The organism is Burkholderia sp. L-4 (genome assembly GCF_056856535.1).
Genome location: NZ_JBXEOX010000001.1, coordinates 3,512,688 through 3,527,427, shown reverse-complemented (window position 1 = coordinate 3,527,427; position 14,740 = coordinate 3,512,688). Strand labels below are relative to the sequence as shown.

The following is a 14,740-nucleotide window of genomic DNA, read 5'->3' as shown; positions in this document are numbered from 1 at the left end:
TCAAAGGGGCCAAAGGGGCCGCGTGGTCGCACGCTACAATGCGCGGTTTGGGATCGCGGGGCCTCGCGGCCGCCGCGATCCTGCCGTTAGCCGTATTTGTTTGCCGCGCCTGATTGCCGATTCCGTACCGATGACACGAACCCGTTCTTCCGCTCCGTCTTCTTCCGGCCGCCCGGCGCGTCTGGCCGCGCTGCATCTGGCGCCCGATTCGCTCGGCTTCGCGCTCGACGCGGCCGCGCAGGCGGTCGATGCGGTACGGCGCGGCACCGCGCTGCCGGCAGCGTTGTCGGCGGTATTCGCGCAGATGGCGTCCGGCGCACAGGCGCTCGCGCGCGGTGCGACACAGGACGTCGCCTACCGGACGATGCGTCGCCTCGGCAGCGCGGACTGGCTGATCGGCAAACTCGTCAGCAAGGCGCCGCCCGCGCACGTGCATGCGGTGCTCGCCGGCGCGCTCGCGCTGCTGCTCGACCCGGCGGACGAGGCCGCGTATCCGGCGTTCACGGTGGTCGACCAGGCCGTCACCGTCATCGGCGCGCGCCGCGAATGCGCGTTCGCGAAGGGCATGGTCAACGCGGTGCTGCGCCGTTTCCTGCGCGAACGCGATGCGCTCGTAGCGGCAATGCAGGACGATCCGGTCGCACGCTGGAATTACCGCGCATGGTGGGTCGACGCGGTGAAGCGTGCAGCGCCCGATGCGTGGCCGGCGATCCTCGCGGCCGGCGAACGACAGGGGCCGCTGACGCTGCGCGTGAATGCGCGCCGCGCGAGCGTCGACGCGTATCTCGAGACGCTGCGTGCGAGCGGGATCGAAGCGACCGCAATCGGCCGGCACGCGGTGCGGCTTGCGTCGGCGCTGCCGGTCGAACGCATTCCGGGGTTCGCCGACGGCGTCGTGTCGGTGCAGGACGCCGGCGCGCAGCTCGCGGCCGAATGGCTCGACGCGCGCGACGGCATGCGCGTGCTCGATGCATGCGCGGCGCCCGGCGGCAAGACCGGCCATATTCTCGAACTCGCTGACGCGGAAGTCGTTGCGCTCGAAAGCGATGCGACGCGCGCGGCGCGCATCGGCGAGAATCTCGTGCGCCTGTCGCTCGAGGCGGACGTGCGCGTCGGCGATGCCGGCGCACCCGACGCGTGGTACGACGGGCGCCCGTTCGACCGGATCCTCGCCGACGTGCCGTGCTCGGCGTCCGGCATCGTGCGGCGGCACCCCGACATCCGCTGGCTGCGCCGCGAGGCCGACATTCCGGCGCTCGTCGCGGAGCAGCGCCGCATCCTGTCGGCGCTGTGGCCGCTCGTGAAGCCGGGCGGCGAACTGCTTTACGTGACCTGCTCGATCTTCCCGGAAGAAGGTGAAATGCAGGCCCGCTGGTTTGAAGCGGCCTGTGAAGATGCGGTACGATTGGACGCCCCCGGCCAGCTGCTGCCGGGCGGCGTGCAGGGACGGGCGGCCGCCGGCGCACTCGACCAGAACACCGATCACGACGGATTTTTCTACGCGCGGTTCCAGAAACGGTGACGATCAAACACCTTTTTCCCTTTCGGCTCGCGGCCGTCCTGCTGGTCGCGTTGATGCTGTGCCTGGCCGTCGTCCGGCCGGCGCATGCCGAATCGATCGCCGTGCAGCGCGCGTCGCTCCAGGCCGACGGAAGCGGCTGGAGCCTCGACGCGCGTTTCGACTTCGAGCTGAATCCGAACCTCGAGGATGCCGTCAACAAGGGCATCCCGCTTTACTTCACGACCGACTTCGAGCTGAGCCGCGCGCGCTGGTACTGGTTCGACGAGCAGCCGGTGGCGGTGACGCAGACGATCCGCCTGTCGTTCCAGCCGCTCACGCGCGAGTACCGCGTGTCGACGGGCGGCCTGCAGCTCGGCTTCCCGTCGCTGAAGGACGCGCTCGCCGTGATCCGGCACATCACGTCGTGGCACGTGATCGACCGCAACCAGGTGCGCGCGGGCGAGACCTACACGGCGTCGGTGCGGATGCAGCTCGACACGGCGCTGATGCCGAAGCCGTTCCAGGTCGATGCCGTGAACAACCGCGACTGGACGCTCGGGTCCGACTGGAAGCGCTTCAACTTCACGGTGACCGAACGTGCTAAATAAAGTGCGCCGCGCGGCCAGCGGGAAGAGCTTCCTCATTCGCGTGATCGTCTCGACCGTCGCGCTGACCGCGTTGCTGCTGCTCGTGCTGCTCGCCGCCGCGAGCGCGAACACCGAGTTCTTCGATCGCTACTACTCGTGGCTGTACGCGACGAACATCGTCGTCGCGCTCGTGTTCCTGCTCGTGGTGCTCGGGCTGATCGGGATGATCGTCGTGCGCCTGAGGAAGGGCAAGTTCGGCACGCGGCTGCTCGCGAAACTCGCGGTGTTCTTCGCGCTCGTCGGCGTGGTGCCGGGCGGGATCATCTACATCGTGTCGTACCAGTTCGTGTCGCGCAGCATCGAGTCGTGGTTCGACGTGAACGTCGAGACGGCGCTGACGGCCGGCCTGAACCTCGGCCGCGGGATGCTCGATGCATCGCTGTCCGATCTGCAGACGAAGGCGCGGCTGATGTCCGACCAGCTCGCGAGCGTCGACGCGAACACGAACGGCACGACGCTCACGCTGCTGCGGCTGCGCGACCAGTTCGGCGTGCAGGACGCGACGATCGTCGAGCCGAGCCGCGGCGGCTCGGGCGCGGCGCCCGACCTGCACATCGTCGCGCAGGCGTCGGGCAATTTCGCGGCGCTGATTCCGGACGACCTGCCGACACCGCTGATGCTGAGCCAGGCGCGCGAACACGGCGCGTACGCGGCGATCGAGGGCGAGGTCGACGGCGACCCGCGCGCGCATGGCGCGAAGGGCGCGCTGCGGCTGCGCGTGGTGCGGCCGATTCCCGATGCGACGACGTCGCTGCTGCAGCCGGCGGAGCGCTTCCTGCAGCTCACGCAGCCGGTGCCGCCGACGCTCGCGCACAACGCGGACGCCGTGCAGCGCGCCTACCGCGAGTACCAGGAAAAGTCGCTCGGCCGCACGGGGCTGCGCAAGATGTACATCGGCACGCTGACGCTCGCGCTGTTCCTCGCGACCTTCATCGCGATGATGCTCGCGCTCGCGCTCGGCCAGCAGCTCGCGCGGCCGCTGTTCCTGCTCGCGCAGGGCACGAAGGAGATCACGGAAGGCGATTACACGCCGAAGCGCGAGATCAAGACGCGCGACGAGCTTGGCTTCCTCACGCAGTCGTTCAACGCGATGACACGGCAGTTGTCCGAGGCACGGCTCGCGGTCGAGAAGAACCGCATCGCGCTCGAGCATTCGAAGACGTATCTTGAGAGCATCCTCGCGAACCTGACGGCCGGCGTGTTCGTGCTCGACCGCCAGTTCCGGCTGACGACGGCCAATCGCGGCGCCGAGCGGATCTTCCGGCAGCCGTTCAACTCGATGATCGGCACGACGCTCGACCGGATCGGCGTGGCCGCGGGGTTCGGCGCGATGGTGCGCAAGGCGTTCGCCGATCGCGAGGCGGCGTCCGACGGCGGCAGCGGCGACCGCGGCCACTGGCAGCAGCAGTTCGCGATCGAGGTGCCGGGGGAAAGCGATCCGCTGACGCTGCTCGTGCGCGGCACGCGCCTCGTGTCGACGGTCGAAGGGCAGGCCGACGATCCGCAGACGTCCGGTTACGTCGTCGTGTTCGACGACATTTCCGACGTGATTTCCGCGCAGCGGTCGGTCGCGTGGGGTGAGGTCGCACGCCGGCTCGCGCACGAGATCAAGAATCCGCTGACGCCGATCCAGCTGTCGGCCGAGCGGCTGCAGATGAAGCTGTCCGACAAGCTCGCGCCGCCCGATGCGGACGTACTCAAGCGCGGCGCGACGATGATCGTGAACCAGGTCGCGGCGATGAAGCGGATGGTCGACGATTTCCGCGAATACGCGCGCACGCCGCCGGCGGTGCTCGCGAACCTGCAGTTGAACGAACTGGCGAGCGAGGTGCTCGGGCTGTATGGTGTCGGCGAAGGCAAGAGCCCGATCGTCGCCGAGCTCGCGCCGTCGCTGCCGGTGATACGCGGAGACGCGACGCAACTGCGCCAGGTGATTCACAACCTGCTGCAGAATGCGCAGGATTCGGTCGCGGAGTCCGCTCATCCGCGTGTGTTGATCGAAACCAAGACAGTAGAATATGGCGATCCCGACGCCGAGGGTAAAACGCGCGTCGCGGTACGTCTTACCGTGTCCGACAACGGGCCCGGTTTTCCGGCACGCATCCTGACCCGCGCGTTCGAGCCTTATGTGACGACGAAGGCGAAGGGCACGGGGCTCGGGTTGGCCACGGTCAAGAAAATCGTCGACGAGCATGGCGCGCGGATCGATCTGCGCAATCGCATGCACGGCGAGACCGTTGAGGGTGCGCAGGTGTCGATCCTGTTCCTGCAGATGGCAAGCGATACGCCAGGCGCCGAACATCGCGCACAGGACGGGGCGACCCCCGCTAAGACAAAAGCAAGTGAGCAGACAAAGGCAGCGTAAATGGCAACCATCCTGGTGGTAGATGATGAAATGGGCATCCGGGAATTGCTCTCGGAGATCCTCAGCGATGAAGGACATGTCGTCGAGGCGGCGGAGAACGCGCAGGCCGCGCGGGAATACCGGCTGAATCAGGCGCCCGATCTCGTGCTGCTCGATATCTGGATGCCCGATACCGACGGCGTGACCTTGCTCAAGGAGTGGGCGGCGCAAGGGCTGCTGACGATGCCCGTGATCATGATGTCCGGGCACGCGACGATCGATACGGCCGTCGAGGCGACGAAGATCGGCGCGCTCGATTTTCTCGAGAAGCCGATCGCGCTGCAGAAGCTGCTGAAGTCCGTCGAGCACGGCCTCGCCCGCGGCGCGGCGCCGGTGTCGGCGAACGCGGCGGCGAAGGCCGGCGCCGGACAGGCCGCGGGGCCCGCGGCGGTTGCGTCCGCGGCCGCGCTGCCGACGCTCGGCGACGACATGGCGTCGGCACTCGGCCTGGCGGGCCAGACGGCCGCGATCCCGTTCGACATCCCGTTGCGCGAAGCGCGCGACGCGTTCGAGCGCGCGTACTTCGAATATCACCTCGCGCGCGAGAACGGCAGCATGACGCGCGTCGCGGAGAAGACGGGCCTCGAGCGCACGCACCTGTACCGCAAGCTCAAGCAGCTCGGCGTCGAGCTCGGCAAGAAGCCGACCGAAGGCGCCGTATAAAAATATTTTGCGAAAGCACTTGCTCAGGTACGAATAGCTCGATATACTTTCATTCTTCGTTGGCCCGGTAGCTCAGTTGGTAGAGCAGCGGATTGAAAATCCGCGTGTCGATGGTTCGATTCCGTCCCAGGCCACCAGCATTTAAAACCCCAAGAATCGGAAGGTTCTTGGGGTTTTTCGTTTGTGGTGGGTATCGCGTGTCGTGGGCGGCATGGCCGGCAGCATTCGCAGGGGCATGATAAAATCCGTGCCCGCTCAATGACTTAGCGCATCGCTTCACGCGCACGGCAGGCTGCGAAGCGCACGCCGCCGCGGCATGCGGCAACGATGCTGCGCGATGGACGGTATAAGCGCGCCGCCGCGTTCGCGGCCGACCGCGCTGCCTATACTGGTCGAGCCGGCGCGGGCCGGCCGCGTCGGGCCGCCCGGCGGCAGCCGGCCCAGGGTCGGAGCGCGACGCGAGCCTACACATTCACGGAGTATCACGGTGACTCGGACAGACGCTAAAGACGGCGCGCTCGTGTTGTTTTCCGGCGGGCAGGACTCGGCCACGTGCGTGGCATGGGCCCTCGAACGCTACCAGACGGTCGAGACGCTCGGCTTCGATTACGGCCAGCGCCATATCGTCGAGCTCGAATGTCGCGAAGGCGTGCGCGAAGCGCTGAAGCGCGATTTTCCCGCATGGTCGGACCGGCTCGGCGACGATCACATGATCGACCTGTCGGTGCTCGGCGCGATCAGCGATACCGCGATGACACGCACGATCGAGATCGAGACGACGGCGAACGGCCTGCCGAACACGTTCGTGCCGGGCCGCAACCTGATGTTCATGACGATCGCCGCGGCGATCGCCTATCGCCGCGGGCTGCGCGTACTGGTCGGCGGGATGTGCGAGACCGATTTCTCGGGCTACCCCGACTGCCGCGACGACACGATGAAGGCGCTGCAGGTTGCGCTGAATCTCGGGATGGATACGCGCATGGTGCTCGAGACGCCGCTGATGTGGCTCGACAAGGCACAGACCTGGCAACTGGCCGAACAGCTCGGCGGCGAAGCGCTCGTCGAACTGATCCGCGTCGAGACGCACACGTGCTACGTGGGCGAGCGCGCGGAACTGCACGACTGGGGCTTCGGCTGCGGCGAGTGCCCGGCCTGCAAGCTGCGCAAGCGCGGCTACGAGGCTTACCTGAAGGGCGAGCGGGTGACCGAAGCGCCGCTGTGACGCGGATGCGCCGGCAGCGCCGCATGAATAACGGATTCTGATCGACAACGAGCGGCGCGAGCCGGACGAAGCACGATGACTTACGCGGTCAAGGAAATTTTCTACACGTTGCAGGGCGAGGGCGCGAATGCGGGCCGGCCGGCCGTGTTCTGCCGGTTCGCCGGCTGCAACCTGTGGTCGGGCCGCGAAGAGGATCGTGCGGAGGCCGTGTGCCGCTTCTGCGATACCGACTTCGTCGGCACCGACGGCGAGAACGGCGGCAAGTTCAAGGACGCCGATGCGCTCGTCGCGACGATCGCCGGCCTGTGGCCGGAGGGCGAGGCGCACCGCTTCGTCGTCTGCACGGGCGGCGAGCCGATGCTGCAGCTCGACCAGCCGCTCGTCGACGCGCTGCACGCGGCCGGCTTCGAGATCGCGATCGAGACCAACGGCTCGCTGCCGGTGCTCGAATCGATCGACTGGATCTGCGTGAGCCCGAAGGCCGACGCGCCGCTCGTCGTCACGAAGGGCAACGAGCTGAAGGTCGTGATCCCGCAGGACAACCAGCGGCTGGCCGACTATGCGAAGCTCGACTTCGAGTACTTCCTGGTCCAGCCGATGGACGGCCCGTCGCGCGACCTCAATACGAAGCTCGCGATCGACTGGTGCAAGCGTCATCCGCAGTGGCGGCTGTCGATGCAGACCCACAAATATCTGAACATTCCCTGAGCCCCGGCTTTTGACATCGTGCTGATTACCCGAAAACTCGAATTCGACGCGGGCCACCGCATCCCCGATCACCGCAGCCAGTGCAGGAACCTGCACGGCCATCGCTACGTGCTCGAAATCACGCTGCGCGGCGATCTCGTCGATACCGAGGGGGCGCCCGACCGCGGCATGGTGATGGATTTCGCCGACGTGAAGGCGCTCGCGATGGAGCACCTCGTCAGCAAGTGGGATCACGCGTTCCTGGTCTATGCGCGCGACGAGGTCGTGCGCTCGTTCCTCGAGCAGATGGCCGACCACAAGACCGTCGTGATCGACCGGATCCCGACCGTCGAGAACCTCGCCGCGATCGCGTTCGACCTCCTCGCGAACGTGTACGACGCGCACTACGGCGTGAACCTGCGCCTCGAGCGCGTGCGGCTGTACGAAACGCCGAACTGCTGGGCCGACGTCGAGCGCCAGCCCGGCCGCTGATTTTCCTTCCCGGCAGCCCGCGCCGGCCGGTGCGGGCTGCCCGTCACCGTGCCGTGCGGCTTCGACCCGCGCCGGCGCCGCATCCCGCCTGTTCCCACATTCCGCGTAACCGCGCGCTATGATCGTCGAGTGGCACCGGACACGATGCCCGTGCGCCGTCGTACGGCATGCGCTGTCAGATCGGCTGCCTGTCGCCGACTAACGATTCCAGGGGCGATCCTGGTGCCGCCGCCGTGCCGCACTGCACGACGGGTTGCGTCCCGCCTCGCCTGTTGCTTGTCCCGTTCGATTGCCGTTCCGTCCAGGAGGCCGTATCGATGAGCACGCTCACCAATTCCCTCAAACAACGCCTGCGTGATGGCGACGATCCGCTGTACGGCCTGTGGCTGTCGCTCGGCAGCGAGTCGGCCGCGGAAGCGCTTGCGCATGCCGGCTACGACTGGCTCTGCATCGACATGGAGCATGCGCCGAACGACAGCCGCGACGTGGCCTCGCAGCTGCGCGCGATCGCGGCCGCCCACCTGCCGAGCGAGCCCGTCGTGCGGGTGCCGGCGCGCGAGCCGTGGCTCGTGAAGCGCGCGCTCGACGCCGGCGCGCGCACGCTGATGTTCCCCGGCATCGAGACGCCCGACGAAGCCGCGCACGCGGTGCGGCTAACGCGCTATCCGTCGCCCGATTCGCCCGACGGGCTGCGCGGCGTCGCGGGCATGGTGCGCGCGGCGGCATTCGGCATGCGCCGCGATTACGTGCAGACGGCGAACGCGCAGGTCGCGGTGATCGTGCAGATCGAATCGGCGCGCGGTGTCGACGAAGTCGAGCGGATCGCGGCGACGCCGGGCATCGACTGCCTGTTCGTCGGCCCGGCCGATCTCGCGGCGAGCCTCGGGCATCTCGGCGACATCCGCCACCCGGACGTCGAAACCGCGATGGCGCGCGTGCTGGCGGCCGGCCGGCAGGCCGGCGTCGCGGTCGGTATCTTCGCCGGCGACACGGCGGCCGCGCGCCAGTACCGCGAGGCCGGCTACCGGATGATCACGGTGTCGGCCGACGTGAGCTGGCTGTTGCGCGCGACGCGGCAGGCATTGCAGGAGGTACGGTCATGAACGGCGGCAGCGGTGAATGCGGCGTGCGCGCGCGGATCGGCGTGATGGTCGGCCTGTGGGCCCTGTGTATCGCGGCGGCCGCGCAGGGCACGCCGCAAGCGAAGCCCGATCCGTCGCGCGAGACGCAGTCGGCGGTCGCGGACTACAACGCCGGCGACTATCGCGCGGCGCTGGTGCAGTTCCACGACGCGGCCGAGCGCGGCGATCGTCTCGCGCAATTCAACTACGCGATGATGCTGCTGACGGGCGAGGGCGTGACCGCGAACGTCGACGAAGGGTTGCGCTGGCTGAAGCGCGCGGCCGACGCGAACATGTCGCATGCGCAATACGTGTACGGCCGGATGTTCGACGACGGCGAGTTCGTCGCGCGCGACCCGGCCGAAGCGCATCGCTGGTTCCTGCGGGCGGCGAAGCAGGGGCACGTGCAGGCCGAGCTGTCGCTCGCGAACCAGTTCCTCGACGGGCGCGGCACGCCGCGCGACAACCGGCAGGCGTTCGGGTGGTACAAGCAGGCCGCCGACGCCGGCGAGCCGACCGCGCAGTACGTGACCGCGTCGTTCTACGAGCGCGGCGGCGACGGCGTCGCGCAGAACCTGAACATCGCGCGGGCGTATTACGCGGCGGCGGCCGCGCAGGGCGACGAGACGGCCGGGCTGAAATTCAAGGAACTGAGCGCGCGGCTGAAGTCGCAGGGGCCGGCACCGGGCGGCGCGGCGGAGCCGGGCGGGCCGCACGCGCCGCCGCCATGAGCGCACGCGGCGTTGTGGTCCGTTCCATGAAAAACGGCGCCCCGGAGCGCCGTTTTCCTCGACCGCGGGGCAGGCCGCGCGGTCAGCTCTTCATCAGCCGCCGCTGCCGCCCGACGCTCATGATCATCCCGATCGCGATGCCGAGCGTCGTGAGCGCGGTGCCGCCGTAGCTCATGAACGGCAGCGGCACGCCGACGACCGGCAGCACGCCGCTCACCATCCCGATGTTGACGAACGCGTAGACGAAGAACGCGAGCGTGAGCGAGCCCGCGAGCAGGCGGCCGAACAGCGTCGCGCCTTGCGCGGCGATGTAGAGCCCGCGCGCGATCAGCGCCATGTACAGCGTCAGCAGCACGAGCCCGCCGACGAGCCCCCATTCCTCCGAGAACACCGCGAAGATGAAGTCGGTGTGCTTTTCCGGAATGAATTCGAGGTGCGCCTGCGTGCCTTTCAGATAGCCCTTGCCGAGCACGCCGCCCGAGCCGATCGCGATCACGGCCTGGATCGTGTGGAAGCCCTTGCCCAGCGGGTCGGAGGTCGGGTCGAGCAGCGTGCACACGCGGTGCTTCTGATAATCGTGCATCAGCGGCCACTGCACGTCCGGCTGGCAGATGCGCTCCTCGAACACGGCGATCGAGCCGACCGCGATCACGCCCGCGACGAGCACCGGCACGATCAGCTTGAACGACAGGCCGGCAAGGTAGATCACGAAGAAGCCGGCCGCGAACACGAGCAGGCCCGTGCCGAGGTCGGGCTGCTTCGCGATCAGCCCGACCGGCACCATCAGGATCCCGAACGCGGCGACGAAGTCGTACCAGCGCAGCCCGCCCTCGCGGCGCTGGTAGTACCACGCGAGCATCAGCGGTGTCGCGATCTTGAGGATTTCGGACGGCTGGATCACGACGCCGACGTTCAGCCAGCGCTTCGCGCCCTTCTTGGTCATCCCGAACAGCGCGACCGCAATCAGCAGCGCGACCCCGAACGTATAGAGCGGGACCGCGAAGCGCATCAGCGTGGTCGGCGGAATGTTGGCGATCACCCACATCAGCACGAAGGTCAGCAGGATGTTGCGCAGCTGATCCTCGACGCGGCCCGGCATGTCGATCGATGCGCTGTACAGCGTGACGATGCCGACGCACAGCAGCAGGAACACGATGAGGGCGAGCGGGCGGTCGAAGCCCGCGAACATCTGCTTGATCTTGTCGAGCCAGGCGCGCTTGTCGAATTGCATGCCTTTCTCCGTTAATGAGCGGTGCCGGCGTCCGCCGCTTTCGCGGGGGCCGTCGCGCGGTGGTTGTCGTCCCGCGGCGCGGCGGCAAGCGGCTGCGCATCGCTGGCGGGCCGGCGCGGCCGGTGCGGGCGCCGGATCGGCGGCAGGCTCGCGGCCCTCGGCGCCGCGGCGCTCGCGTCGGCCGGCTGGGCCGCGCTGGCGGCTGCGTCCGATGCGGCGGCGGCCGAGGCAGCCGATGCCGCATCCGCCGCGCTGGCCGCGGTCGGCACGACCGGCTGCGGCAGCGCCTTGAAGCCGGCCGCGACGGCAGCGGGCTTGGTCGCATCGCCGATCACCGGTGCGCTGATGGGTTCGGTCGCCGACGCGGCGGCCGCCACGGCCGCCGCCTCGTTCTTCGGGTTCTGGCGCTCGACCAGATAGTAGTCGAGCACGCGGCGTGCGATCGGGCCGGCGGCCTGCGCGCCCCAGCCGCCGTTCTCGACGACCAGCGCGATGGCGATCTGCGGGTGGTCGACCGGCGCGTACGCGATGAACAGCGCGTGGTCGCGCAGGTGCTCGGCGAGCAGGTGGCCCTTGTAGTTCGAGCCCTGCAGCGAGAACACCTGCGCGGTACCGGTCTTGCCGGCCGCGAGGTACGGCGCGCCGCGGAATACCTTGTACGCGGTGCCGGACGGGTTCTCGATCACGTTCTCCATCCCGCGCTTCACGACGTCGATGTCGGCCGCCTTGAGCGGGATCACCTCGCTTTCCTTCGGCACGGTCAGGTGGCGCGCGCGCGTGATCGGATCCTCGACTTCCTTCACGAGGTGAGGCTTCATCACGACGCCGTTGTTCGCGAGCGTCGCGGTCGCGTGAGCCAGCTGCAGGATCGTGAACGAGTTGTAGCCCTGGCCGATCCCGAGGCTGATCGTTTCGCCGTCGAACCACTTCTGCTGCGCGGCCTTCTTGAACGCCTTCTTCTTCCAGTCGGTCGACGGCAGGATCCCGCGCGCCTCGCCCTGGATGTCGATCCCGGTGATCTGGCCGAAGCCGAACGGCTTCATGAAGTTCGCGATCGCGTTCACGCCGAGGTCGCGCGCGAGCATGTAGAAGTAGGTGTCGTTCGACACCATGATCGCCTTGTTCATGTCGACCCAGCCCTGGCCCGAACGCACGTCGTTGCGGAACGTGTGGCCGCCGAACGTGAAGTAGCCGGGATCCTGGAAGCCCCAGCCCGGCGTGCGCTTGCCGAGCGTCAGGCCCGCGAGCGCCATGAACGGCTTGTAGGTCGAGCCGGGCGGGTAGGTGCCGTGCAGCGGGCGGTTCAGCAGCGGCTTGTCGGGCGAGTTGTTCAGCTCGTCCCAGGTCTGCTGGTCGATGCCGTCGACGAACGAGTTCGGGTCGAAGCTCGGCGACGACACGAACGCGAGCACGTCGCCCGTTTTCGGTTCGATCGCGACGAGCGCGCCGCGCTTGCCGGCGAACGCCTGCTCGGCGACCTGCTGCAGCCCGATGTCGAGGGACAGCACGAGGTTGTTGCCGGGCGTCGCCTGCGTGCGCGACAGCGTGCGCACCGGCCGGCCGCCGGCCGTCACCTCGACTTCCTCGAAGCCCGTCAGCCCGTGCAGCTCGGTCTCGTAGCTCTGCTCGACGCCGATCTTGCCGATGTAGTCGGTGCCCTTGTAGTTGTTCGCGTCGCGGCGCGGATCGTAGTTTTCCTGGTCGCTGTCGTTGTCGTCGCTCATCGCGTCGATGCGATCCTGGTCGCGCTTCGAGATCCGGCCGATGTAGCCGATCACGTGCGCGGCCGTCATGCCGAGCGGATATTGCCGGAACAGCCGCGCGCGTACGTCGACGCCGGGGAAGCGGAAGCGCTGCGCGGTGAAACGCGCGACTTCCGCGTCGGTGAGCCGCGTGCGGATCGGCAGGCTCTCGAAGTTCTTCGAGTCTTCCTGCAGCTTCTTGAAGCGGCGGCGGTCGCGCGCGTCGATCGGGACGATCTCGGACAGCTTGTCGATCGTGTTGTCGAGCGTGTCGTCGAGCTTCGACGGCGTGATCTCGAGCGTGTACGCCGAATAGTTCTTCGCGAGGATCACGCCGTTGCGGTCGGTGATGATCCCGCGGTTCGGCACGATCGGCGCGACCGAGATGCGGTTCTCCTCGGCCTGCAGCGCGTATTTGCCGTGCTGCATCAGCTGCAGGTAGAAGAAGCGGCTCGCGAGTAGCCCGAAGCAGACGAACACGAACACGCCCGCCGCCGCGACGCGCAGGCGGAACTTCGAGAGCTGCTGTTGGGTGTCGTTGAATTCGGTCATGCGGTTAGGGGCGGTCTGGCCCGCGCGGGCGGGCGAGGTGCCGCCCCTGGGCGCAACGGGCGTGGGGGCGGCGGGTATTCAAGGTCGGTCCGGCTCAGATGGGGCGCGTGTCGTCCGGATCGACCGGGCGGCGTTGCGGCATCAGCAGCAGGTGGCTCGCGATCGGCCACAGCGCGGCTTCGACGAAGCCGTCGACGAGGTAGCGCCAGCCCGGAAACGCCGCGCCCATCAGCAGACGGATCACGAACGGCACGAGCTGCGCGACGACGAGCAGCGGCGTGACATACAGCACCTGCACGCCGATCGGCATCCACAGCACGCGGCGGTGGATCGTGATCGCGCCGTACGACAGCAGCGTATAGGCGAGCGCGTGCTCGCCGAGCAGCCCCGCGTCGTGCACGTCCATCAGGATGCCGAGCGCGAACGCGACGCCCATCCCGACCTTGCGCGGCTGATGGATGTTCCAGAACAGCAGCACGAGCGCGACGAAGTCGGGCACGCCGGGCAGGCGGCCCCACGGCATCAGGTTCAGCAGGAACGCGGCGGCGAGGCTGAAGACGATGAAGTACGGATTGACCGGCTGCAGGATGTATTGCGGGCGGTTCATCGCTGGGCTCCTGGTTGCCCGGCCGCGGGCTTCGCGGGCGCGGCGGCCGGCCTGGCCGGAGCGGCGGGCGCCGCCGGTGCAGGCTTCGCGGCCGGCGGGGTCGCGGCGGCCGGCTTCGCGTTCGCGTCGGCCTTCTCGCCCTTCGCGGCGGCTTTCGCGCCCTTCTTGCCCTTCGCGTTCTTGTCGGCGGCCGGATCGGGCTCGGCCGGGCGCGGCGGGATGTCGTTCTGGTAATGCAGCACGAGCATCTGGCGCGCGCCGCGCACGGCGGCGATCGGCGCGCAGGTCACACGTGCGAATGCGGTATCGGCGAGCTTGTCGACGCGCGCGACCTTCGCGACCGGCAGGCCGGGCGGATAGACGCCGTCGAGGCCGCTCGTGACGAGTTCGTCGCCGGCGACGAGATCCGCGCTCGTCGGCACGAAGCGCAGGTCGAGCGAATCGCCCTTCGGCGTGCCGTAGATCACGCTGCGCAGGCCGGTGCGCAGCACCTGCACGGGAATCGCGAGATCGCGGTCGGTGACCAGCGTGACTTCGGCCTGCAGCGGGAACACGCGCGTGACCTGGCCGATCACGCCGTCCTCGCTGACGACGGGCGAGCCGTTCTGGATGCCCTGTTGCGAGCCTTGTCCGATCACGATCTTCTGCGTGAACGGATCGCTCGTGTCGTACTGGATCTCGACCGGCGTCGATTGCGTCGCGATGTGCTGGCGCAGCTCGAGCACCGCGCGCAGGTGCGCGTTTTCCTGCGTGAGCACGGCGGCCTGGTTGGCCTGCGTGGACAACTGCAGGTTGCGTTTGCGCAGATCGTCGTTCTCGTGGCGCAGCGACGCGCCGGTGACGGCGATGTCGGCCGCGCCCATGAACAGGTCGCGCGGCACGAGTGCCGCGCGCTGCAGCGGATAGAGCACGGTGCCGAGCACGCCGCGCACGATTTCGAGCGTGCTGAAGCGCGCGTCCGACACGAGGAGCGCGATGGCGAGGGCAACGAAGAAGATGAGCCGCGCGAGCGCGGGCGGACCTTGCTTGAAGAGGGGCGGCGGACTGTATTCCATGGTCGGCGCCGGGCGCGTGTGATCGGTTAAATGATGCTCAGACGCGCAAACGGCGCGGCGGTTCGTTCTGAACGAGCGATCCGGC

13 protein-coding genes and 1 tRNA gene are annotated in these 14,740 nt (G+C 68.4%); 10 read left to right on the top strand and 4 right to left on the bottom strand.

Going from position 1 to position 14,740, the window contains the following annotated elements; all coding sequences use genetic code 11:
* The first annotated feature begins 130 nt into the window (after positions 1-130).
* From rsmB to AC1VVG_RS16390, 10 genes are all read left to right on the top strand, one after another.
* Positions 131-1,522: a 16S rRNA (cytosine(967)-C(5))-methyltransferase RsmB gene (gene rsmB, locus AC1VVG_RS16435; protein WP_069706588.1), complete on the top strand. Its 1,392-nt coding sequence runs from the start codon at positions 131-133 to the stop codon at positions 1,520-1,522.
* Positions 1,519-2,109 carry a DUF4390 domain-containing protein gene (locus AC1VVG_RS16430; protein ID WP_034190340.1) on the top strand — a complete coding sequence of 197 codons (591 nt, stop codon included), beginning with the start codon at positions 1,519-1,521 and terminating at the stop codon, positions 2,107-2,109. The genes rsmB and AC1VVG_RS16430 overlap by 4 nt, the downstream gene beginning before the upstream one ends.
* The gene (gene esaS, locus AC1VVG_RS16425; protein ID WP_482835846.1) at positions 2,099-4,513 is read left to right on the top strand and encodes a sensor histidine kinase EsaS; all 2,415 of its coding nucleotides are present in this window, start codon (positions 2,099-2,101) and stop codon (positions 4,511-4,513) included. The genes AC1VVG_RS16430 and esaS overlap by 11 nt, the downstream gene beginning before the upstream one ends.
* The gene (gene esaR / locus AC1VVG_RS16420; protein ID WP_034190229.1) at positions 4,514-5,215 is read left to right on the top strand and encodes a response regulator transcription factor EsaR; all 702 of its coding nucleotides are present in this window, start codon (positions 4,514-4,516) and stop codon (positions 5,213-5,215) included.
* A gap of 61 nt (positions 5,216-5,276) precedes the next feature.
* Positions 5,277-5,352, top strand: a tRNA-Phe gene (locus AC1VVG_RS16415).
* 350 nt (positions 5,353-5,702) lie between these two features.
* Positions 5,703-6,437 (top strand): 7-cyano-7-deazaguanine synthase QueC, encoded by a 735-nt coding sequence (gene queC / locus AC1VVG_RS16410; RefSeq protein WP_059561481.1) that lies wholly within the window; start codon positions 5,703-5,705, stop codon positions 6,435-6,437.
* Positions 6,438-6,512: 75 nt separating this feature from the next.
* Positions 6,513-7,145, top strand: a complete 633-nt coding sequence (gene queE, locus AC1VVG_RS16405; protein ID WP_034190231.1) for a 7-carboxy-7-deazaguanine synthase — start codon at positions 6,513-6,515, stop codon at positions 7,143-7,145.
* An 18-nt stretch (positions 7,146-7,163) separates the two neighbouring features.
* Positions 7,164-7,616: a 6-carboxytetrahydropterin synthase QueD gene (gene queD, locus AC1VVG_RS16400; protein ID WP_006482561.1), complete on the top strand. Its 453-nt coding sequence runs from the start codon at positions 7,164-7,166 to the stop codon at positions 7,614-7,616.
* 317 nt (positions 7,617-7,933) lie between these two features.
* Positions 7,934-8,719, top strand: coding sequence for an HpcH/HpaI aldolase family protein (locus AC1VVG_RS16395; RefSeq protein WP_034190232.1), 786 nt, complete (start codon positions 7,934-7,936; stop codon positions 8,717-8,719).
* Positions 8,716-9,468 (top strand): tetratricopeptide repeat protein, encoded by a 753-nt coding sequence (locus AC1VVG_RS16390; RefSeq protein WP_034190233.1) that lies wholly within the window; start codon positions 8,716-8,718, stop codon positions 9,466-9,468. The genes AC1VVG_RS16395 and AC1VVG_RS16390 overlap by 4 nt, the downstream gene beginning before the upstream one ends.
* Positions 9,469-9,550: 82 nt before the next feature.
* Here AC1VVG_RS16390 and rodA read toward each other — a convergent pair whose 3' ends face one another.
* From rodA to mreC, 4 genes are all read right to left on the bottom strand, one after another.
* Positions 9,551-10,699, bottom strand: a complete 1,149-nt coding sequence (gene rodA / locus AC1VVG_RS16385) for a rod shape-determining protein RodA (RefSeq protein ID WP_034190234.1) — start codon at positions 10,697-10,699, stop codon at positions 9,551-9,553.
* Positions 10,700-10,710: 11 nt separating this feature from the next.
* Positions 10,711-12,993 carry a penicillin-binding protein 2 gene (gene mrdA, locus AC1VVG_RS16380; RefSeq protein ID WP_034190235.1) on the bottom strand — a complete coding sequence of 761 codons (2,283 nt, stop codon included), beginning with the start codon at positions 12,991-12,993 and terminating at the stop codon, positions 10,711-10,713.
* Between the two features lie 94 nt (positions 12,994-13,087).
* Positions 13,088-13,600 carry a rod shape-determining protein MreD gene (gene mreD / locus AC1VVG_RS16375; protein ID WP_006482567.1) on the bottom strand — a complete coding sequence of 171 codons (513 nt, stop codon included), beginning with the start codon at positions 13,598-13,600 and terminating at the stop codon, positions 13,088-13,090.
* The gene (mreC, locus tag AC1VVG_RS16370) at positions 13,597-14,655 is read right to left on the bottom strand and encodes a rod shape-determining protein MreC (RefSeq protein ID WP_482835845.1); all 1,059 of its coding nucleotides are present in this window, start codon (positions 14,653-14,655) and stop codon (positions 13,597-13,599) included. Before mreC ends, mreD begins: the two co-directional genes overlap by 4 nt.
* Positions 14,656-14,740: the final 85 nt, after the last annotated feature.

Coding starts and splice junctions, on each gene's coding strand:
- rsmB (WP_069706588.1), top strand. CDS start 131: ATGACACGAACCCGTTCTTCCGCTCCGTCTTCTTCCGGCCGCCCGGCG.
- AC1VVG_RS16390 (WP_034190233.1), top strand. CDS start 8,716: ATGAACGGCGGCAGCGGTGAATGCGGCGTGCGCGCGCGGATCGGCGTG.
- rodA (WP_034190234.1), bottom strand. CDS start 10,699: ATGCAATTCGACAAGCGCGCCTGGCTCGACAAGATCAAGCAGATGTTC.
- AC1VVG_RS16395 (WP_034190232.1), top strand. CDS start 7,934: ATGAGCACGCTCACCAATTCCCTCAAACAACGCCTGCGTGATGGCGAC.
- queE (WP_034190231.1), top strand. CDS start 6,513: ATGACTTACGCGGTCAAGGAAATTTTCTACACGTTGCAGGGCGAGGGC.
- mrdA (WP_034190235.1), bottom strand. CDS start 12,993: ATGACCGAATTCAACGACACCCAACAGCAGCTCTCGAAGTTCCGCCTG.
- esaR (WP_034190229.1), top strand. CDS start 4,514: ATGGCAACCATCCTGGTGGTAGATGATGAAATGGGCATCCGGGAATTG.
- mreD (WP_006482567.1), bottom strand. CDS start 13,600: ATGAACCGCCCGCAATACATCCTGCAGCCGGTCAATCCGTACTTCATC.
- mreC (WP_482835845.1), bottom strand. CDS start 14,655: ATGGAATACAGTCCGCCGCCCCTCTTCAAGCAAGGTCCGCCCGCGCTC.